Below are 18,618 nucleotides of genomic sequence, written 5' to 3'. Positions count from 1 at the left end.
CGAAGACGATAACTATGAAAGCATCGCGTCGATCTCTTCAAACGTAAGCTTGGCAGGAACAATTTTATTTGCGTACCCAGCTGTCGTGGATTCGCCCAAATGATACTCGTGTAGCGCATCCGTATCCTTCAGCATATTTCCGGTTAGAATGCACACGGCTGTCTCGTCCTTATCGATCACTTGCTGCGAGATCAGCTTGCGCAGTCCTGCGACAGTAGCAGCAGAGGCAGGCTCGCAGCCAATGCCGCTTTTGTCTACCCATGCCTTGGCATCCAAAATCTCCTGATCAGTCACGGAGCAAGTGACGCCGTTCGTTTCCTCCAAGGTACGAAGCGCTTTTTTCCAGCTTGGCGGATTTCCGATATTCAGAGCGGAGGCGCGGGTATACGGGTTAGGTTCTGGAACGAGCTCAGCATGTCCCCCTGCCACCATTCGGTGAAACGGACTGGCACCTTCAGCTTGTACGAGCGCAACGCGAGGCAGCTTGTCGATGAAGCCGAGATTTTTCAAATCCTGCAAGCCTTTTCCCAAAGCAGTCACATTGCTCAGGGCACCGCCAGGAATCACGACCCAGTCAGGCAAAGTCCAGTTTAGGTATTGAGCAATTTCAAAGACGATACTCTTTTGCCCTTCGATGCGGAATGGATTGATCGAATTGCAAATATACAGACCAAGCTCCTTACTGTGCTGCTCATAGAAACGGATACCGTCGTCGTAGGTGCCGTCAAAGCTGATGACGTTTGCCCCGTAGGCGAGGGTTTGCAGCACTTTATTTAACGAAATATTTTTATTCGGTACAAATACATACGATTCATGGTGTGCCAAAGACGCGTACATGGCAAGAGACGAGGAAGTATTCCCGGTAGATGTGCAGGTGAAGCGCTTATAGCCGAGAGAGCGACCGTGTGATACCGCTACGGTCATCCCGTTGTCTTTAAACGAGCCGCTCGGGTTCTCACTTTGCGCTTTCAGCAAGACCTTGTGATTGCTGCCGGTATACGCTTGGATTTGTTCGGAAGCATAGAGCCCGGTATTTCCTTCGTATTTAGTAGTGATGTACTCGTCTGCAAGCTCAGGAAAAATGAGCTCCTTGTAGCGCCAAACACCGCTGGCATAAGGGGTCATGCGCTCCGAAAGACGATCATGAAAGATGCGCTTTAAAAACTCTGCATCAACGTGAGAGGTGTCGTGAACGATGTCAAACAAACCCCCACACGTACATTGATAGTCAAACAGGTCAGCCGATACTTCTTTGTTGCAGTCTACACAAACCAATTTCATTGCCATGAGATCCACCCGAAAAAGAGCATGGGAGAATCTCTCCACCTCTTTTCTCTATATTTGTCTGCCGTCTGGCAGTCGACTATGCCCTTTATAGTAATAGGAGAAGTGGGGGATGTAAATCATACTTTGCTATAAATGCGAAATATTCACAAAACACATGTACAAAACCCCCTCTCTTCCATTCACCAAGAGTGGGGGTTCGTTATTAGCGAAGTACGGTTGCCGCAAAATCGTAGGGCCTCGTATCGATTACCTCATCATACCGAAGCGGTCTATCAACCAAGCCGGCATCCGCGATGATCTCCTGCCAACCGTTGAGTGGTTGTGGCTCTACCTGGACTGTCTCTGCCCACATTCCGTTAGCCCGGAAGAAATCAATAATCGTGATGACCAGATCCGTGTCGGTATTCGGCCAGTATTTACGTACAACCTCACGCGCGTCTTCTGCTTTGTGTTCACGAAGCCATGTGGTGGCACGTTGAATCGCGGACGTGAATCGGCCAACCAGATTGTCATCTCGTTCAATCACCTCTGGCAGCGTGTAGTAAACGCTCCAAGGGATGGCACCGCCAATCTCAGCCAAGCTCGCGGCGTGATAGCCGACACCTTTGCGGACCAGAAGCGCAGCTGTAATCGGATCGGCTACGAGTGCATCCCCCATGCCTCCAGCAAAAAGCTCCGACAGCATGGGCGATGAGAGATCGTGTACAAACTTTACCCGGCTTACGTCAAATCCGGCTCGCTTGAGCAGGCCATCGAAAAACAGAAACGGGCTTGCCCCATTGCCACCGGGTACCAAAATAATTTTATCCTCCAAGCATCTCCATTCAAACGACTCCGACTCTATTGGATCTCGTGTAATCAGAGCCAGGGGACAACGAGCGGATATTTGCGCGAATGCGTAGTAATCCCGCACACGAGAGCGATACATCGATGGTACCCAAATGCCGCCAAGAGCAGCCTGAGCTGTACCTGTATTCAAGTCATTGAGTACGCGTGTCCACATCTGCGGAACGTCGGCTGTCACCTCCAGCTTCACATCCGCGTAGTATCCGAGTTCTCTGGCCAGGTACTCTGGAAAGTAATTGACCGCATGTCCTGTCGAGGAAATATGAAATTTGTCCATGTAAAACGACTCCTTTTCCTTTGGTATGGTGACCTCTTCTTGACCAAGCGATGGAGGGGAGCAGCTATATCGACTGTGCAAAATCTACGAGGCAGTTACCGAGCCCGAGCCTGAGCCTGAAGACTCTGCTGCCTGATCCCTTTCATCCTCATGCAGCTCTTCAAGTGAGCGTCCATGTGTCTCGGGCGCAAACAAGATCGAGATGGCGAACAGAGCGTACATCCCCGCAACGAGGGAGAAGACTCCTACAATACCCGATTGATCAAACATGAACCCGGCAACCAAAGGCATGACTGCACCAGCAGCGGTACCGATCGCCGTGATAAATGCCGTGCCAAAAGCGCGAATCCGAGTTGGATAAAGCTCAGGCGCATAAATCCAAATCGTTGTATTCAGCAGCAAGACGAAAAACTGGAATGTGGCACCAAGTAACAGGATGAGGAAGATGCTCTTGGACAGTAGGCCAAAGGCAAGCCCAGCACCACATGCTAGCATGGACCCTACAATGAGAACCTTGCGCCGACGAACGTGATAACCAAACCAGGATGCTGCAAGTGCACCGAGCAAGCTGCCTACGTTCATCACCATGGTAAACATCAAGCTTTTGACGATGGAAAAGCCTTGCTCTACTAAAATCGTTGGCATAAGCACGAGGATCGAGATTTGTGCACCAACGGTCATCCACTCAGCAATACCGACTGTGAGCGTGGGACGGAGCAGCTTGCCACGGAAAATGTCGCCAAACGGTACCTTTTTTCGCTTGAGCTCTACGCGATCATCAGCGGAGAGGTAAGGCGTTACAGTCAGATTTTTCGATGCTAGCTTACCAGAGGCAAGAATCGAGAGTACCCGATTGGCTTCGTCCACTTTTCCTTGAGCGAGCAGATAACGCGGCGACTCCGGGAGGTAGCGACGGAAAAATACAATCAAAATAGCGGGCAGCACGAGTAGACCAAACAGCCAGCGCCAACCGACATTAGGATCAGTTCCAAACAGAGCGAAAACAAGGACACCAAAACCAGGAGCCAATAAATTCCCAAATCCGCCCGCTCCGACGTTCAACAAAGCAACCGCGGAGCCGCGAAATTTCGTTGGACTGACCTCAGCGAGCATCGTAATGGCGCTCGACAGCTCACCACCCAGGCCGAAGCCAACGATGATGCGCCCAATGGCAAGAATAAAATAGCTGGGCGCAACAGCACAAATGATTGCGCCAAAGGTAAACAATGCGAGATTAAAGCTGATGGCAAACTTGCGGCCATACTTGTCGGCGATAACCCCTGCGAGCAGTCTGCCGAGAGCCATCGCGGCAAAGGTGACGCTGTTCAGCATAGCCATCTCGGCAGTGGTCAAATTCCAAAGCTGCTTCAGTGATGGACCCGCAAGTGAAACGGTGTGCTGCTCAAGAACATCGAAAAAGGCGCCCAATAGAATCAGACTGATGATCAAATGGTGGGCACGGGTGACCCCAATTCGGTCTAGTGAGTCAGCGAGTTTGCGATTTAGACCTGTACTTTTGTCCCCCGACATACTTTCCTCAGTTACGTGCATTTGTGTATATCCCCCTTTTTTGAGTGATTTCGGCAAGGAGACATGCAGCGAGTGACGGGGTATGTCTATCGCTACGGAGGTACTGTGGCGATAGCGCTTTCACAATTCGAATAGTTTAGGAAGCAGATGTAGACATGAAGATGGTGGAGCATAACAAATCACCTCCTGAACACAAGTTGTATACAAGTGATATGTTAGTATGTCGGCTTTTCATGTGTCAAGAACTATTCTTAATTTTTTGAATAATTTAATTTGTGTTGATATTTGCGGATGTTGGGATTAAAATACGAGTTGTATACAATTGAGGTGATGCTTTGTGAGTAAGCAGTTTTTGAAAGATATCGCATATGAAAAAATAAAAGAGCGCATCCTTCAGGGGTATTATGAAGAAGGAAGCACGTCCGAGAACGAGCTGGTCAAAGAGCTGCAAATGAGTCGTACTCCAATCAGAGAGGCATTGCAGCGACTTCAGTACGATGGCTTGGTCAAAATTTATTCGAATCAGGGCGTTTTCTTTCAAGATTTGTCGGTCAAGCAAGTGAATGATTTGTTTGACATGCGCATTGCGATCGAGACGTTTTCATTGCGAAAGGCTGTATCGAGCATTACTTCGGGGCAGCTGGAGAAGCTGGAACAGGAGCTGGTCAAGCAGCAAAAAGCACTTGATGAACAAGACCCGATGGCGTTCATGAAAAATGATGCCGCATTTCATTCGTACCTCATTGGGCTTGCGGACAATCAGTTTATTGATCCCGCATTTAAAAACATCAGAGAAAGACTGTTCCATCACGGCAGTCTCGTTTATAAGAAAAATCCCGATCTTTTGCGCCAGTCGTTGCAGGAGCATCGGAGTATTGTAGAGGCAATCCAAGCCAATGATGTGAAGGCTGCTACTTGGGCGATGGAAACCCATTTGGAAAACAGCAAAAAGATTGAGCTCAGCTGTGTTTGATCTATGATCATGAAAAAGGTACTCCAGCTACTAATGGCCGTGGAGTACCTTTTATGTTCCATACGGGTTTGGGGAGCTAAAAGTTTTTTTCCAGATCGCTCAGCTCTTTGCTGGTAAGATTGCGCCATTGCCCGATCTTCAGATTCCCCAAGGTAATGTTCATAATCCGCACACGTTGAAGCTGTCGCACTTGATAGCCAAACGCCTGACACATGCGTCTAATTTGGCGATTGAGCCCCTGTGTCAAAATGATCGTAAAGACACGGTCGCTGACTTTGGTCACTTTGCAATGCTTGGTGACTGTCCCGAGAATTCTCACGCCGTTTGCCATGCCGTGTAAAAAGTTTGCAGTGATCGGCTTGTCTACGGTGACGATGTACTCTTTTTCGTGGTTGTGCTCCGCGCGCAAAATTTTGTTCACGATATCCCCGTTATTAGTAAGCAGAATGAGCCCTTGGGAATCCTTGTCCAGCCGTCCAATGGGAAAAATACGCTCCGGGTGGTTCACAAAGTCGATAATGTTTCCTTTGACATGCAATTCGGTTGTACAAGTAATGCCTACCGGCTTGTTCAAGACGATATAAACATCCTTTTTTTTCGCCCCGAGCGGATTTCCGTCGATTCGCACGTCATCGCCGTTTTGAACCGTGCTGCCCAGCTCCGCCTTCATTCCGTTAATCGTGACACGCCCTGCGTCAATGAGCTTGTCTGCTTCTCTGCGTGAACAAATGCCGGTTTCACTAATAAATTTATTGATTCGCATGGATGGTTCCTTTCATAATTTCTGCTGTTTTTCTAGTAGCTTTTTGCGCCATGGCAAAGCAAGCTCTTCTATCTCAAGCATCCGTTCGAGCGTTTTTGGATCAGGTGATTTGTCATGGAAATACAGGTGATGGATCTGGGCGACCGTCACTTGCGAGGGGTGCGCTGATAGCTGCGTAATGGTAGAATCGCTCGAAATAGTTCCTTCCTGCAAAACGCGGAAAAAATAGCCGGTATAGCCCATTTCGACAACAGCCTTGAGCAGTAGATTGTTGTTATTTCGTTTGTTAATGGTCGCACAGGGATAACGTCCCTGGCTCACTTGGAGAATTGCTCCTCCGATTTGATAAACATCCCCGATGCATACCTGATCTTCTCTCATATTTACGACGGTCAGATTTTCTCCAAAAGCCGCCCTAGTTAATTGCTGTCCAAATTGCTTTTCCCAATGGGCATAGTGTTCATAAGGATATGCACAAACGACGCGATCAGGGCCACCATGGTATGCTGGGTTTGCGACGTCATCCTCATCAATTTTTATGGAGCGAACAACGAGTGTATCTGCTTGTTCTTTCCAAATTCCGGAGACGAATTCCTGTCCGTTATAGAGGCTGCTTTTCGGTAAGCCCTTACTTATGTAAGCAATTTTTCTATCCAGCATTTTATCCACTCCCACGATGTGCGCTTCATTCCAATTTACTACATACTATAGCATATCCCTTATATTCCTACACCGCTGATGGGACAGAAACGAATGGTTCTGGTATGATGATGGAAAGGGAAGACACAGGAGGCTTATGTGACATGCAATCATCGGGTGTGGTTTTGCACACGGATAAATATCAAATCAATATGATGTACGCCCACTGGGTAAACGGGACACATAATCGGAAGGTCGTTTTTGAAGCGTATTTCCGCAAGCTCCCGTTTGGTAATGGGTACGCTGTTTCAGCAGGCTTGGAACGCATCATCGCTTATATAAAAAACCTTCGTTTTGAAGAGAGCGATCTGGAATATTTGCGGCAGCAGGAAGAGAACTATGATCCAGCCTTCTTGGAGGAGCTGCGCGCGCTGCGGTTTACAGGCTCGCTCTATTCGGTAAAAGAAGGTACTTTGGTATTCCCGAACGAACCGCTGATTCGCGTAGAAGGGCGTGTCATAGAAGCACAGCTGGTAGAGACAGCACTGTTGAACTACATGAACTATCAGACACTGATCGCAACCAAAGCCTCGCGCATTAAAAATGTGGCGGGCAATGATATATTGATGGAGTTTGGAACAAGACGTGCACAGGAAGCAGATGCGGCCTTGTGGGGAACTCGTGCAGCTTATTTGGCTGGATTTGATGCGACGTCCAACATGCTGGCCGGAAAAATGTTTGGAATTCCGACCAAGGGCACACATGCGCACTCGTGGGTACAGAGCTTTGAGAGTGAGGAAGAAGCGTTCGAACGCTTTGCCGAAGCGCTGCCAGGTCAAGTAACCCTGTTGGTAGACACGTACGATACGCTGAAAAGCGGTGTTCCGCATGCGATCTCAGTAGGCAAACGACTTGAGGAGCACGGAATCAAGCTATCTGCGGTGCGACTAGATAGCGGAGACCTGGCGTATTTGTCCAGCAAAACTCGTGAGATGCTGGATCTGGCTGGTATGCAAGAAGTGAAAATCGTGGCGTCCAATGATCTGGACGAACACACCATCATGAACCTCAAGGTACAGGGGGCACGTGTCGATAGCTGGGGCGTCGGTACACAGCTGATTACGGCAGCTGACCAGCCAACGCTCGGTGGTGTTTACAAGCTGGTAGCGCGTGAAGACGAAGATGGCACGTTCAAGCCAACCATCAAGATTTCGGCCAACCCGGAAAAAGTGACGACACCCGGAATCAAGGATATGTACAGGCTGATTGACCCGAAAACGGGCAAAGCGATTGCAGATTACCTCTGCTACCCAGAAGAACAGCAGGTGGTAGAAGGAGCACCAGTGCATTTGGTTAATCCTAGCCATCCGTATTTGAATAAGCAGCTGGAAAACTACAAGGCTGAATCGTTGTTGATTCCAGTCTTTGTGGATGGGGAGCAAGTATATGAGCTCCCTACGCTGGAGCAAATCCGCGACTACCACAAGGAACAACTGAAGCTGTTCTGGCCGGAATATTTGCGTATGCTCAATCCAGAGCACTATCGACTGTATATCAGTGAAGAGCTGTGGGAGACAAAAACGCAATTGATGAAAGCGTATATGAAGAAGTAAGGCTCGAGGTTTGACCCGGTGTGTCTGCGAGATGCATCGGGTCTTTGTTATTTTTTTCACTTACAAATAATGTTAAAGGTGGTAATCTGGGTGTGAGTGGTTGGAGGGAGTGATAACATGCGAAAGATGAAGGTATGGGAGTATATCGTAATAGCAATTACAGTTCTGTGGGTTCTCATGGTGGAAACGGTTCCCAGCGATGAAGAATATCACAAATGGCTGGAAGCCCAATATAAGATCAAAAGAAATTGCGATTCAAGTGGATGTATCGATTACTATTCAGAAGGAATTACAATGCTACCCTTTCTCATGATAGCAGAAACCAATACTTCTGAAAGTCCAAAACGATCAATAAAAGTATTGGGAGTTTATAATACGTTTTTTGTCCTGGAAAATAATTTGAATGCTGCTTCATGATCGAGAACTTCATAAAAAGATTTCCAATCAAGAGAAAGACCTGCTGTTTTTCACAGAATACGAGTATAATGGATGGAAAAATAAGAGGCAGAATATTGAAACGGTTTCACTATAATTTTATCATTCAAATTAAATCCCTAGCAGGAAGGTAAGAATTTTTGTCGAATTTGTCGGATTATTGTTTTTCTACCTGTCTTGCACAAGGATGGAAAGGGGGATTCACATGCCAATTAAACTGCCAGACGAGCTGCCAGCAACGGAAATATTAGCCCAGGAGAACATCTTCGTCATGAAGGACAGCAGAGCCTTCACACAAGATATCCGACCGTTGCGCATCGTCATACTCAACCTCATGCCTGTAAAAGAAACGACGGAAACACAGCTGCTTCGCCTCCTGGGGAATACGCCTCTGCAGGTGGAAATCGTGCTGTTGCATATGTCCAGCCACACGTCCAAGAATACGTCAGAAGAGCACTTATCCATGTTTTACAAGACGTTTGATGAGATCAAGGATCAACGGTTCGACGGCATGATTATCACAGGGGCACCTGTGGAGCAGCTCGATTTCACAGAGGTCAATTACTGGCCTGAGCTGCAGGAAATACTCGATTGGAAAATGGAGAATGTGACCTCGACGCTGCACATCTGTTGGGGGGCACAAGCTGCACTCTATCATCATTATGGCGTTCCTAAGCATCCGCTGCCAGAAAAGATGTTCGGAATCTTCCCACACACCTTGAACAAGCAAAACGTCAAGCTGCTGCGCGGTTTTGACAACTACTTCTGTATCCCGCATTCTCGCCATACGGAAAATCGCCGGGAGGACATCGAAAAGGTGCCGGAGCTGGAGATTTTGTCAGAGTCCGAGGAGGCAGGAGTTTACCTTGTAGCGACTCGGGACGGTCGTCAAATTTTTGTAACCGGACATTCGGAATACGACCCGACGACATTGCAGGATGAATATCAACGGGACGTGAACAAGGGCTTGGATATTGCCGTTCCGAGGAATTACTATCCAAAGGACGATCCGACCCGTCAGCCGATCGTCACATGGCGTGCCCATGCCAATCTGATGTTTTCCAACTGGCTGAACTATTACGTTTACCAGGAGACACCGTACGATTTGAACCACAAAAAATAACATCAAATTGGCAACCATCCGAGCTGATCGGGTGGTTTTTTCTTTGAAAAAGCTTTGGAAGCATCCAAGCTGGCATCGTTACCGTTGACGAAAAGAGAGCTGGCAGGTAGTGTGAGGATAAAATAGATAGTGAGTGTACGTAGAAAGATAAATGTAAGAGGGGTTATTTGCATGAAAAAAATTGTGAAGCAGGATCAGGATGTAATCAAGCAGCACAACAAGCTGATGATTCTCGACATTATTAAAAAGCAGCGGCCTATCTCGCGCGCTGAAATTACGAAAATTACAGGAATGAGTGCGACTTCTATTGGTAGGTTTGTCAGTGAGCTTTGCGAGGAAGGGGTCATTCGCGAGACGGAGCTTACCTCTTCCGGGGTAGGCAGAAAAGCGATCATGCTCGATATTGAGCCAGGTGCGATCTATACCATTGGTGTGGATATTGAGAAAAAGCGGATCAGTTTTGGCATTATGGATTTTAGCGAAAGCATCATTGTGTACCACAGGATCGACTATCAGGCGCAAAAGGCGAATCCAGAAGAAACAGCAGACCTGATCTGTCGGGAGATTCGCGGGCTGATTGAAAGACAAGGAATTCCGTACGAAAAAGTGATTGGTGTCGGCATTGGTGTCCCAGGCGTCATTGACTATGAGAACGGAGTCGTCCAGCTTTCTACCACATTCGGCTGGAAGGGTGTTGCGTTTGCTGACCTGATCGAACGGGAGCTGCGGATCAAAACCGTGATCGATAACGATTTGAAAGTGAAAATTCTCTCGGAGTATTTGTACGGCTCAGCCAAAGGCTCAAACAAGACAGCTCTGATCGGAATCGGAACAGGAATCGGTTCAGCGCTCATCATTAACGGAGAAGTTTTTAGGGGCGGCTCCAACAGTGCGGGCGAGCTGGGACATACTACACTCGATCCAAACGGAAATCTATGCGAATGTGGCAAGCGTGGTTGTCTGCAAACATACATAGACGAAAACTCGCTCATTTTGGAGGCGCGCCGAGTGACGGATATCTCGGATGTACGACAAGTGTTCGCAGCAGCCAGAAACGATGAACGCTGGGCAAAAGAGATCGTCTCCCGTACAGCGCTTTACATCGGCATTACGATTAACAATATCGTCTGCATGTACAATCCGGATACGGTCATCTTGAGTGGCGATTTGGTGGAAAATTTCCGGGAGATTGTTGATTTGGTCGATCAGCATAGCGAGCAAGTCATCTGGGAGCCGTTCAAAGGCAAATTTAAGGTCATTCCTTCCGAGCTGAGGGGAGACGCGATTGTGATGGGAGCGGGTGCATTGGCCATGCAGCATTTTGCTCCATTGGCAGGGAGCTGGACGTAAGAATAAGCAACGGGGGAAATCAAAATGGACATCCGGCAACTGCACTATTTTGTAGAAGTGGCAAGGCAAAAAAGCTTTACGAAGGCCGCGCATACTCTGCATGTTTCTCAGCCTTCCATTAGCAAAATGCTTAAGGCACTGGAAGAAGAGCTGGGTGTGACCCTGTTGGATCGGACAGAACGGAAAATGGATCTGACGGATGCAGGCGAGCTCGTATTTGAGCATGCAACAAAGGTGCTGCAGCTGATGGACAGCATGTCTTCGTCAATCGCGGAAATGAGGAATGTGCAGCGTGGACGCGTCAAAATGGGGATGATGCCCACGGTTGGCTCCTTCTTGCTGCCAAATGCCATTGCTTTGTTCAAAAAGCAGTATCCGGGTATTGATATTGAAATGAAGGAATACAGTGCGAGGCCTCTGGAGCTTCAGGTGGAGCAGGGCAAGATTGATGTAGGACTGACAGTTCTTCCCGTGGATACGACGAAATTTACTGCTGTTCCACTTGTCGCAGAGGACTTGGTTGCTATCGTCTATCAGGAGCATTGGCTGGCAGACCAAGAAGAGGTAAGACTGGAGGCACTAAAGGACGAAGCATTCATTTTGTTCACAGAGGAATACGCCATTCATGATGTCGTCAAGCAGGCTTGCATGCGCTCCGGGTTTGAGCCACGTGTCGCGTATATGAGCTCTCTATGGGATTTTGTAGGAGAGATGGTCGCAACACAGCAGGGGATATCTCTTGTCCCACGCTCGATTGTTCGCCGACTGAACAACAGTAATCTGCATACCGTCAACATTTCGTCTCCTGTCATCGACTGGCAGTACGCCTTGATCTATCGCAAAGAAGGTTATCTTTCACATGCCGTTCGCGCCTTTATCGCCTTTATCGATAAACAGTTATCTTCATAACCAAATGGAATAGACTTTATGATGATTATGTATTTTACGAATGGAAACGAGACCGATTAGAATGAAGGTATCAACTAGAAGGAACCGGAGTGGTCTCGATGAAAAAATGGCTGTCTGTTCTTTTGCAGATTGGACTTCTGCTAGGGTTTACTTGGCTGGGAAAAGGCGTAGCCTATGCTTTGCACCTTCCGATCCCCGGCAGCTTGCTTGGACTTCTTTTGCTGTTTTTATGCTTGCACATGGGCTGGGTCCGCTTACAGTGGGTAGAGGCTGGAGCAACGCTTCTGTTTTCCCAGATAATCTTATTTTTTGTACCATCGCTTGTAGGCATCATGCAGTACCCGTGGTTATTTGGGATCAAAGGCTTGCTGGTTCTCATCGTCGTCGTAAGCGGTTCTGCGCTTGTGATGGTTTCGACAGGCGCTGTTGCTGAGCGGGTGTTCAATTCCAAGCGTGGCGAGGTGAAGCAGAGTGATCCTGTTGAAAACGTGTAGCTTTCTCCTGACGATTGTCTTTTTCTATGCGGCAAAAAAGCTGAACAAAAAGAAGCCAGGAATGCTATTTTCCCCGGCGATTGTGGCACCAGCGGGATTGATTCTGCTGCTGCTTCTTACAGATATTCCGTATCAGGCTTACAGCGAGGGAACCTCCGCGATTAGCGAAATGATGGGGGTCGTTACTGTAGCATTTGCGGTGCCATTGTACCGGAATTGGTCCGTTTTGATGGCTCACCGACGCATGATAATTTATAGCCTAGCTACAGGCTCGTTAATTGCAATCGTCGCTGGCGTCTCCACAACCATGCTTCTCGGATTGGGAAAAGCGGCAGCGATCAGCGTAATTCCGCGCTCGATCACACTCCCTGTCGCCGTCAGCGTGTCCGAGGCGATTGGTGGAATGCCGACCATGACAGCTGTATTCGGGATGCTCACCAGCTTTGCGGGTGTCTTTTTGGCTCCAACCATTATCAAACGGCTCAAGCTGCGCCAGCCTGTTTCCATCGGCTTGATGTATGGCATGGGCGCTCATGCCTTGGGGATGGTCAAGTCCTTTGAAAGAGGCGAGCTGGAAGGCAGCAGCTCAACACTCGCCGTCATCGCGGGTGCCATCATTACTGTGATTTGGGCGTTTACCTTAATGCCAGTCATAACAACGTGGCTCGCTGCTGTATAACAAGCGGCCAGGCTTGAGAAAGGAGGGGCTTCTAGAATTTCTAGAAAGTCTCTTTTTTCTTTACAAACAAACGAATAAATATACAATACAATTAATAAAAATACATTAAATCTGGAGTGAGACGTCATGCAAATTCACCCATTCTCTTTGCACCAATACGCTGAAGTCATCGACCTGTGGCTACGAGCAGGCTTGCAATTATCACGATCCGATACCGTCGAGGGACTCCGTCAAAAGCTGGAGCGTGACCCCGAGTTGTTTTTAGTCGCTACTACTGAAGCAGGTAATATAGTCGGCGCTGTCATGGGCAGCTACGATGGTCGCCGTGGCTGGGTAAACCATTTGGCAGTCGACCCAGGCTATCAGGGACAAGACCTGGGAAGTCGTTTGATGCAAGAGCTGGAGAATAGACTCGCTGTACTCGGCTGCGAAAAAATCAACCTGCTGATCGAGCCGTCCAATGGCGGTGTACAAGCATTCTACGGACGTTTGGGCTTTACAGCAGACGAGCTTATTTTCATGGAAAAGTGGATTGAGCCCGCCAAAGCTGCAAAGAAAGGTGTATGATAGAGGACAGACTAGCATGACTATCATCTTTCATCTTGGCAGGAGGCATCATGAAACCGCTCTATATGGTTCTATTGTTGTGTACGAGCTTCCTCTGGGGAGGAAACTTTGTTGTCGGTAAATTTCTTGTGGGGCATGCGTCATCCTTGACTCTAACGAATCTGCGCTGGCTCATCGCGATTGCCTGTTTGGTGCCGATGGTCTGGTTTTACGAAAAGAAGCTGCTGCCCACTCGTCAGGCGCTCATCCCCTTGATTTTGATGGGGGTAACGGGTGTCGCCTTGTTCAATCTGTTCATGTTTTGGGCGCTTGAGCGAACAGACGCGACGAATGTAGGGCTGTTGTCCACGCTCAACCCAGTTTCGATTGCGATCTTCTCCTTTTTGCTCATCGGAGAAAAAATTCGCCCGCTGCAAATACTCGCCATGCTCATTTCCTTTGCAGGCGTGCTGGTAGTTCTCAGTAAAGGTGATTTCGGACACTTATCGCAGCTGCATTTTAATTCAGGAGATTTATGGATGCTCGCGGCTGTAGCGATGTGGGGAATTTACTCTGTCTGTGGGCGCTGGGCGATGAAGACGGTATCGCCATTAATGTCGACCTTGTACTCAGGCATATTCGGTGTGGCGGTCATGCTGCCGTTTAATGTGACTACGTTCACAATTAGTCATACAAACTGGTCGTTTTGGCTGGCCTTGTTTTATGTAGGTGTACTGGCGACTGTTGTCAGTATGGTATTGTGGAATATCGGTGTGCAAAAGGTAGGGGCTACCTCAGCAGGAATGTTTTTGAATTTCAATCCAGTCTTCACAGCCATTCTCGCCTTTCTCTTGCTTGGCGAGCGCATGACCTTAATCCAGCTACTGGGCAGTGTGATTGTCATTGTAGGCTGCTATTTGTTTTCCCGTCTCAAATCTGTTTCAGTAAAGAAAAGCCCCGTGATGAATCAGGTCGAAGGGTAAATAAAGAATCGTCCTCCGCTCTTTAGGTGAGCGGGGGATTTTTTGCGTTATGGGGGCTGGTCAAAACAGAAGCGCACTTTCATACAGAGGTCCCGATTTCTTCTCACATGGACATGGGCTTATGCATACACATAACAAGGATGGCGTGCGTAAAGGAGGTTACCCATCCGATGATTTTGATAGCTGGAAGACAGGTCAACCCCTCTACCCTGGTGGCAGAGTGGGGATTGAACGCCGTGCAGCGTGAAACTGTGCGAATCATGGCAGCTAGTCAGGAGGTTTTTGAATATCCATCTCCAGAGCTGCTGCAATTTGAGTTGAAGATGAGGGACCATCTGGTTCGGTCTGCACTTGCTTTGAATAGTAGCGGATTGGCTTTTTCCACGTTTGAGAATTCCAGGTGCAACGAGCTCTATTGGAATCGGACAGAGCTGGGAGGGTTTCGATTAAGACAAGGAGTTCCGCCTTCACAGGGGATCATCAATATTTTTCAAGAGGGCAGAAAATACGCGACCGAGTGTGCCACTGCGATGGTCATTATTTTATACCATGCTGTTCTTCAATCGATCCGCTTACCTGATTTTGAACGAATGTTTGCAGATATTCTTCTCTATGACTGGCGGTACGATCAGGATCTGGATTTGCAAACAAATCGAACCAATACGTTTTTGCCTGGTGACATTCTTTATTTTGCCAATCCGGATTACAATCCTGAGACGCCACAGTGGCAAGGGGAGAATGTAGTCGATCTCGGCAGGGGGCTGTACTATGGGCATGGTGCGGGAATACGCACAGCTGACTCGCTGATCAATTTTTTAAATGAAGAAAGAAGAATGGGGGCCATGCGCTCCGCCTATCTGGTACATCAGGCGACACGTCCTGGCTTTGCCTATTTATTCCCTTACAATAACAGTCGGCCGGGAGTGGGTATCTCACCGCAATCCATGCACTCTGGAGGACCCATTACCGTACAAATCGGTTCCCGTTCATGGGAATGGTGAAGATTAGGTATCAATTAAAAAGCCTCTGGCCATCTGGCGAGAGGCTTACATCATGTCTGCGTACGGTCAGTAAAAACGAGAGAGGGAAAACATCGAGAGATCAAGCGTAGAGGAGCCTTCCACTAGCCATTGACTGGTAGCCTCTCCGATTGCACTAGCGAATTTAAAGCCATGTCCCGAGAAGCCGGCTGCGATCACGATTTGCGGATGGTCAGGATGACGGTCAACGACGAAATGCTCGTCAGGTGTCATCGTGTAAATGCAGACTCTGCCAGCGCAAAGCGGGCCAGCTGCTTGTGGCATATACGTTTCCAAAAAGGAGCGGACATCTCCTTCATCAGATAAATAGGTTCCAAAGGTGCGCTCCAGACGATCGGGATCAATCACCTGTCCGCCGTCATGTCGACCGATTTTTACGCCTGTTTGGTCAAAGCTTGGGAATCCGTAGTACGAGGAATCTCCCAAATTGAAAATAAAGGCAGGGAAGCGATCAGAGCTGTACAATTCCTCATCTGCGCCGAACCAGGCGACTGTTTTTCGCGTAGGTGCGAGGGGAACAGACAAGCCGAGAGAGGCGAGCAGGGCAGGATTCCATGCACCGGCAGAGATCAGTACCTTCCCGGCACGATAATGTTCATTCGCGGTCTGCACGATGACGCCATCGCCATCCGGTTCCAGAGAAATTACTCGTGTATCGGTAAGCAAGGTTGCGCCAGAGGCGACTGCCAGCTGACGATAAGCAGTGATGCATTTTTCAGGATAAAGAACACCCGAGGTCGGTTCCAGACAAGCAGAAAAATCGTCTGGTAATTGGATGCCGCTCCAGCGCTCATGTACTTCTTTGGGACTGAGTATCTCCAAAGGCAGTGAGTAGCGCTCAGCACTCTCCTTTACTTCTTGTATAAATGGTTGATTGTGTGGTCCTGCTGTCAACACACCTGTCTGCACAAAAAGCTTGTCTCCAGAAGCCTCCTCCAGCTGCCTCCACAATTCCTGTGAACGCAAGGCGAGCGGTACATATTGTTTGCCCTCTCCATACGCATGCCGGATGATTCGGGTGTCGCCGTGATGGCTTCCCATCGTGTGCGGAGGGTCATGAGAGTCAATTAAAAGTGTGCGTATTCCTTGCTTGGCTACATAATAGCCGGCTGCCATCCCCATCGAACCTGCTCCAACAATAATGACGTCAAAATGCTGCATGACCAGTCCTCCCCCATTTGCTCGCTGTGATCGATCGTACACGTTCATCTATGAGTTTCTACTATTATCTTACAGGTACTTTCAAAAATCGAGGATCGCTTTTTCGCAAATCAGAAAACATGGTAAATATAAACATGTTTATTTCCAAAAATGCGAGGGAATAGGTGAGTACACTGTCTACTATGTGTAGAAAACGGGGGATTTCTATGAAATGGACAATTGGTAAAAAACTGAGTGGTGCGTTTGCTCTTATTTTGATTTTCATGGTAGTTATGGGAACCACCAGCATGTACAAAATGCATAAAATGAACCAAAAGGTAGAAGAGCTAACGACAGTTTGGCGTCCAGGACTCGAAGAAATTCTACAAATCAATACGGCATTGGAAAGTATCTTTGGATATAGTCAACGAATGCTCAACTCGACTGGCGCGGAACAAAAAGAGAAATTTGCAAGCCAGATTGATGAGCGCTTTGCATATATTGATAAAAGACTGTCCGAATACGAAGCAACGATCGTGGATGAGGAAGATCGGAAAAACTTTGAAGGACTCGTGAAAGGAATGGAGAGCTACAAAAGCTTTAATCCAGAGTTTATGGCATTCGCTAAAAAGCTCGATATCAATCGCCAAGCGGCACCAGAAGAGCTGGCAGAGCTAGAGCGGCTTCAGCAAGAATCCTCCGATCTGTTTGCGGAGCGCTGGAAATATGTCGATGCAATCATTACATACAACAGCGAAGGAGCGAAAAGAGCAGGGGAGGAAAGCGCGAGTTTGTATGAAACGGGCAAGGTATACAACATCACGCTTGGAATCACCTCGATTGTCGCTTGCCTGCTGCTTGCCTTTTGGCTGACGGTCAACATCCGTGGTCCGATTCAGCGATTGGTTTTCAATATGAAGGAAGTATCCGAAGGGAATTTGTGTGTGGAGCGGCTCGTGGTAAAAAGCCGTGATGAGGTTCATGATCTGGCGAATTCCTTCAACGAGATGACGAGCAGCTTGCAAACACTGATTCGTCAGGTAGGAACGACATCAGAGCAGGTTGCTGCATCGGCTGAAGAGCTGAATGCAAGTGCAGAGCAGACGAGTCAGGCGACTGAACAAATTGCAGTAACTGTACAAGAGGTTGCTTCCGCAACGGATCGACAGCTGGATAGCGTGGGGAGAGGAGCCAAATCGATTGACGATATCTCTCATGGAATATCCCACATCGCATCGAAATCTCAAGCGGCCTCGACCTTGGCTATTCAGGTGGCTTCTATGGCGGGCGAAGGTAATCAATCGATCCAGGCAGCTGTCCTGCAAATGAATGCTATACATGACTCCATCCGGGAATTGTCCAGTGTGGTGGAGGGACTCGGGAATCACTCGCAGGCAATCGGACAAATTATCGAGGTCATAACGGGCATTGCTGATCAGACGAATCTTTTGGCGTTGAATGCAGCGATTGAAGCGGCTAGAGCAGGAGAGCACGGCAGAGGCTTTGCTGTCGTCGCAGACGAAGTGAGAAAGCTGGCAGAGCAATCTTCCCGCTCCGCAGAGCAAATCAGTCAATTGATTCATACGATTCAAACAGATACCAAGCAAGCGGTGAGCTCGATGGAAACGGGTACGCGTGAGGTACAGCAAGGGATTCTGGTCGTTCATCGCGCCGGAGAAACATTTGGTCAAATTCAGATGTCGATCGGCATGGTATCTGATCAGGTTCACGATGTTTCAGCGGCGGCGCAGGAGGTATCGGCTCACTCTGAGCAGGTAGTAGATGCAATCAGACAGGTGTCGGAGGTGTCGGCCGTTACTGCGGATGGAACCCAAAATGTTTCGGCAGCCACAGAAGAACAGCTTGCAGCGATGGAGGAGATCTCCTCTTCAGCTACAGCGCTGTCCCAGATGGCAGAAGAGCTGCAGTATATGATCGGGCGCTTTAAGGTATAGAAAAAGACATCCATACTTCGATCAGGGTGGAAACGA

The 18,618-nt window shown here is 48.4% G+C and carries 18 protein-coding genes; 12 read left to right on the top strand and 6 right to left on the bottom strand.

Annotation, left to right across the window (positions count from 1 at the left end; genetic code table 11):
- Positions 1–12: 12 nt before the first annotated feature.
- The 3 genes from thrC to C3B52_RS18410 all read right to left on the bottom strand — a co-directional run bounded on the left by thrC (position 13) and on the right by C3B52_RS18410 (position 3,961).
- On the bottom strand, positions 13–1,281 hold the full coding sequence (gene thrC / locus C3B52_RS18420; protein WP_103107995.1) for a threonine synthase: 1,269 nt from the start codon (positions 1,279–1,281) through the stop codon (positions 13–15).
- Between the two features lie 208 nt (positions 1,282–1,489).
- A complete protein-coding gene (locus C3B52_RS18415; protein WP_103107863.1) occupies positions 1,490–2,410 on the bottom strand; it encodes an ABC transporter substrate-binding protein in 921 nt (306 codons plus the stop codon).
- A gap of 84 nt (positions 2,411–2,494) precedes the next feature.
- The gene (locus C3B52_RS18410; protein ID WP_201264910.1) at positions 2,495–3,961 is read right to left on the bottom strand and encodes an MFS transporter; all 1,467 of its coding nucleotides are present in this window, start codon (positions 3,959–3,961) and stop codon (positions 2,495–2,497) included.
- Between the two features lie 316 nt (positions 3,962–4,277).
- On the opposite strand from C3B52_RS18410, the gene C3B52_RS18405 reads away from it, so the two are divergent.
- Positions 4,278–4,913, top strand: coding sequence for a GntR family transcriptional regulator (locus tag C3B52_RS18405; protein WP_103107862.1), 636 nt, complete (start codon positions 4,278–4,280; stop codon positions 4,911–4,913).
- A 76-nt stretch (positions 4,914–4,989) separates the two neighbouring features.
- On the opposite strand, the gene rluF is transcribed toward C3B52_RS18405, so the two are convergent.
- Together rluF and C3B52_RS18395 are read right to left on the bottom strand one after the other, a co-directional pair.
- Positions 4,990–5,676 (bottom strand): 23S rRNA pseudouridine(2604) synthase RluF, encoded by a 687-nt coding sequence (gene rluF, locus C3B52_RS18400; RefSeq protein WP_103107861.1) that lies wholly within the window; start codon positions 5,674–5,676, stop codon positions 4,990–4,992.
- Between the two features lie 12 nt (positions 5,677–5,688).
- A complete protein-coding gene (locus tag C3B52_RS18395) occupies positions 5,689–6,336 on the bottom strand; it encodes an MOSC domain-containing protein (protein ID WP_235615772.1) in 648 nt (215 codons plus the stop codon).
- Positions 6,337–6,479: 143 nt separating this feature from the next.
- On the opposite strand from C3B52_RS18395, the gene C3B52_RS18390 reads away from it, so the two are divergent.
- From C3B52_RS18390 to C3B52_RS18345, 10 genes are all read left to right on the top strand, one after another.
- On the top strand, positions 6,480–7,928 hold the full coding sequence (locus tag C3B52_RS18390) for a nicotinate phosphoribosyltransferase (RefSeq protein ID WP_103107860.1): 1,449 nt from the start codon (positions 6,480–6,482) through the stop codon (positions 7,926–7,928).
- Between the two features lie 117 nt (positions 7,929–8,045).
- The gene (locus C3B52_RS18385; RefSeq protein ID WP_103107859.1) at positions 8,046–8,345 is read left to right on the top strand and encodes a hypothetical protein; all 300 of its coding nucleotides are present in this window, start codon (positions 8,046–8,048) and stop codon (positions 8,343–8,345) included.
- A 223-nt stretch (positions 8,346–8,568) separates the two neighbouring features.
- Positions 8,569–9,486: a homoserine O-acetyltransferase MetA gene (metA, locus tag C3B52_RS18380; RefSeq protein WP_103107858.1), complete on the top strand. Its 918-nt coding sequence runs from the start codon at positions 8,569–8,571 to the stop codon at positions 9,484–9,486.
- Positions 9,487–9,657: 171 nt separating this feature from the next.
- Positions 9,658–10,836 (top strand): ROK family transcriptional regulator, encoded by a 1,179-nt coding sequence (locus tag C3B52_RS18375; RefSeq protein ID WP_103107857.1) that lies wholly within the window; start codon positions 9,658–9,660, stop codon positions 10,834–10,836.
- 24 nt (positions 10,837–10,860) lie between these two features.
- Positions 10,861–11,745 (top strand): LysR family transcriptional regulator, encoded by an 885-nt coding sequence (locus tag C3B52_RS18370; RefSeq protein WP_103107856.1) that lies wholly within the window; start codon positions 10,861–10,863, stop codon positions 11,743–11,745.
- 98 nt (positions 11,746–11,843) lie between these two features.
- Positions 11,844–12,239 carry a CidA/LrgA family protein gene (locus C3B52_RS18365; protein WP_103107992.1) on the top strand — a complete coding sequence of 132 codons (396 nt, stop codon included), beginning with the start codon at positions 11,844–11,846 and terminating at the stop codon, positions 12,237–12,239.
- Positions 12,217–12,918: an LrgB family protein gene (locus tag C3B52_RS18360; RefSeq protein WP_103107855.1), complete on the top strand. Its 702-nt coding sequence runs from the start codon at positions 12,217–12,219 to the stop codon at positions 12,916–12,918. Before C3B52_RS18365 ends, C3B52_RS18360 begins: the two co-directional genes overlap by 23 nt.
- Before the next feature lie 126 nt (positions 12,919–13,044).
- Complete coding sequence (locus C3B52_RS18355) at positions 13,045–13,485, top strand: GNAT family acetyltransferase (RefSeq protein ID WP_103107854.1); 441 nt, start codon at positions 13,045–13,047, stop codon at positions 13,483–13,485.
- 50 nt (positions 13,486–13,535) lie between these two features.
- Positions 13,536–14,447: a DMT family transporter gene (locus C3B52_RS18350; RefSeq protein WP_123058863.1), complete on the top strand. Its 912-nt coding sequence runs from the start codon at positions 13,536–13,538 to the stop codon at positions 14,445–14,447.
- Between the two features lie 170 nt (positions 14,448–14,617).
- Positions 14,618–15,448 (top strand): protein-glutamine gamma-glutamyltransferase, encoded by an 831-nt coding sequence (locus tag C3B52_RS18345; RefSeq protein WP_103107852.1) that lies wholly within the window; start codon positions 14,618–14,620, stop codon positions 15,446–15,448.
- 66 nt (positions 15,449–15,514) lie between these two features.
- Here C3B52_RS18345 and solA read toward each other — a convergent pair whose 3' ends face one another.
- Positions 15,515–16,648 (bottom strand): N-methyl-L-tryptophan oxidase, encoded by a 1,134-nt coding sequence (gene solA, locus C3B52_RS18340; RefSeq protein ID WP_103107851.1) that lies wholly within the window; start codon positions 16,646–16,648, stop codon positions 15,515–15,517.
- A gap of 206 nt (positions 16,649–16,854) precedes the next feature.
- Here solA and C3B52_RS18335 point away from each other — a divergent pair, with 206 nt between their 5' ends.
- Positions 16,855–18,582: a methyl-accepting chemotaxis protein gene (locus C3B52_RS18335; RefSeq protein WP_103107850.1), complete on the top strand. Its 1,728-nt coding sequence runs from the start codon at positions 16,855–16,857 to the stop codon at positions 18,580–18,582.
- Positions 18,583–18,618: the final 36 nt, after the last annotated feature.

This window comes from Brevibacillus reuszeri (genome assembly GCF_002897295.1).
Taxonomy (GTDB): domain Bacteria; phylum Bacillota; class Bacilli; order Brevibacillales; family Brevibacillaceae; genus Brevibacillus; species Brevibacillus reuszeri_A.
Note: the sequence above shows the minus strand (reverse complement) of the source record. Positions and strands in the feature narration are given on the sequence as shown.

Excerpts from the sequence above, each read along its gene's own strand:
- thrC (WP_103107995.1), bottom strand. The coding sequence starts at position 1,281 with ATGAAATTGGTTTGTGTAGACTGCAACAAAGAAGTATCGGCTGACCTG.
- C3B52_RS18415 (WP_103107863.1), bottom strand. The coding sequence starts at position 2,410 with ATGGACAAATTTCATATTTCCTCGACAGGACATGCGGTCAATTACTTT.
- C3B52_RS18410 (WP_201264910.1), bottom strand. The coding sequence starts at position 3,961 with ATGCACGTAACTGAGGAAAGTATGTCGGGGGACAAAAGTACAGGTCTA.
- rluF (WP_103107861.1), bottom strand. The coding sequence starts at position 5,676 with ATGCGAATCAATAAATTTATTAGTGAAACCGGCATTTGTTCACGCAGA.
- C3B52_RS18395 (WP_235615772.1), bottom strand. The coding sequence starts at position 6,336 with ATGCTGGATAGAAAAATTGCTTACATAAGTAAGGGCTTACCGAAAAGC.
- C3B52_RS18390 (WP_103107860.1), top strand. The coding sequence starts at position 6,480 with ATGCAATCATCGGGTGTGGTTTTGCACACGGATAAATATCAAATCAAT.
- C3B52_RS18385 (WP_103107859.1), top strand. The coding sequence starts at position 8,046 with ATGCGAAAGATGAAGGTATGGGAGTATATCGTAATAGCAATTACAGTT.
- metA (WP_103107858.1), top strand. The coding sequence starts at position 8,569 with ATGCCAATTAAACTGCCAGACGAGCTGCCAGCAACGGAAATATTAGCC.
- C3B52_RS18375 (WP_103107857.1), top strand. The coding sequence starts at position 9,658 with ATGAAAAAAATTGTGAAGCAGGATCAGGATGTAATCAAGCAGCACAAC.
- C3B52_RS18370 (WP_103107856.1), top strand. The coding sequence starts at position 10,861 with ATGGACATCCGGCAACTGCACTATTTTGTAGAAGTGGCAAGGCAAAAA.
- C3B52_RS18365 (WP_103107992.1), top strand. The coding sequence starts at position 11,844 with ATGAAAAAATGGCTGTCTGTTCTTTTGCAGATTGGACTTCTGCTAGGG.
- C3B52_RS18355 (WP_103107854.1), top strand. The coding sequence starts at position 13,045 with ATGCAAATTCACCCATTCTCTTTGCACCAATACGCTGAAGTCATCGAC.
- C3B52_RS18350 (WP_123058863.1), top strand. The coding sequence starts at position 13,536 with ATGAAACCGCTCTATATGGTTCTATTGTTGTGTACGAGCTTCCTCTGG.
- C3B52_RS18345 (WP_103107852.1), top strand. The coding sequence starts at position 14,618 with ATGATTTTGATAGCTGGAAGACAGGTCAACCCCTCTACCCTGGTGGCA.
- solA (WP_103107851.1), bottom strand. The coding sequence starts at position 16,648 with ATGCAGCATTTTGACGTCATTATTGTTGGAGCAGGTTCGATGGGGATG.
- C3B52_RS18335 (WP_103107850.1), top strand. The coding sequence starts at position 16,855 with ATGAAATGGACAATTGGTAAAAAACTGAGTGGTGCGTTTGCTCTTATT.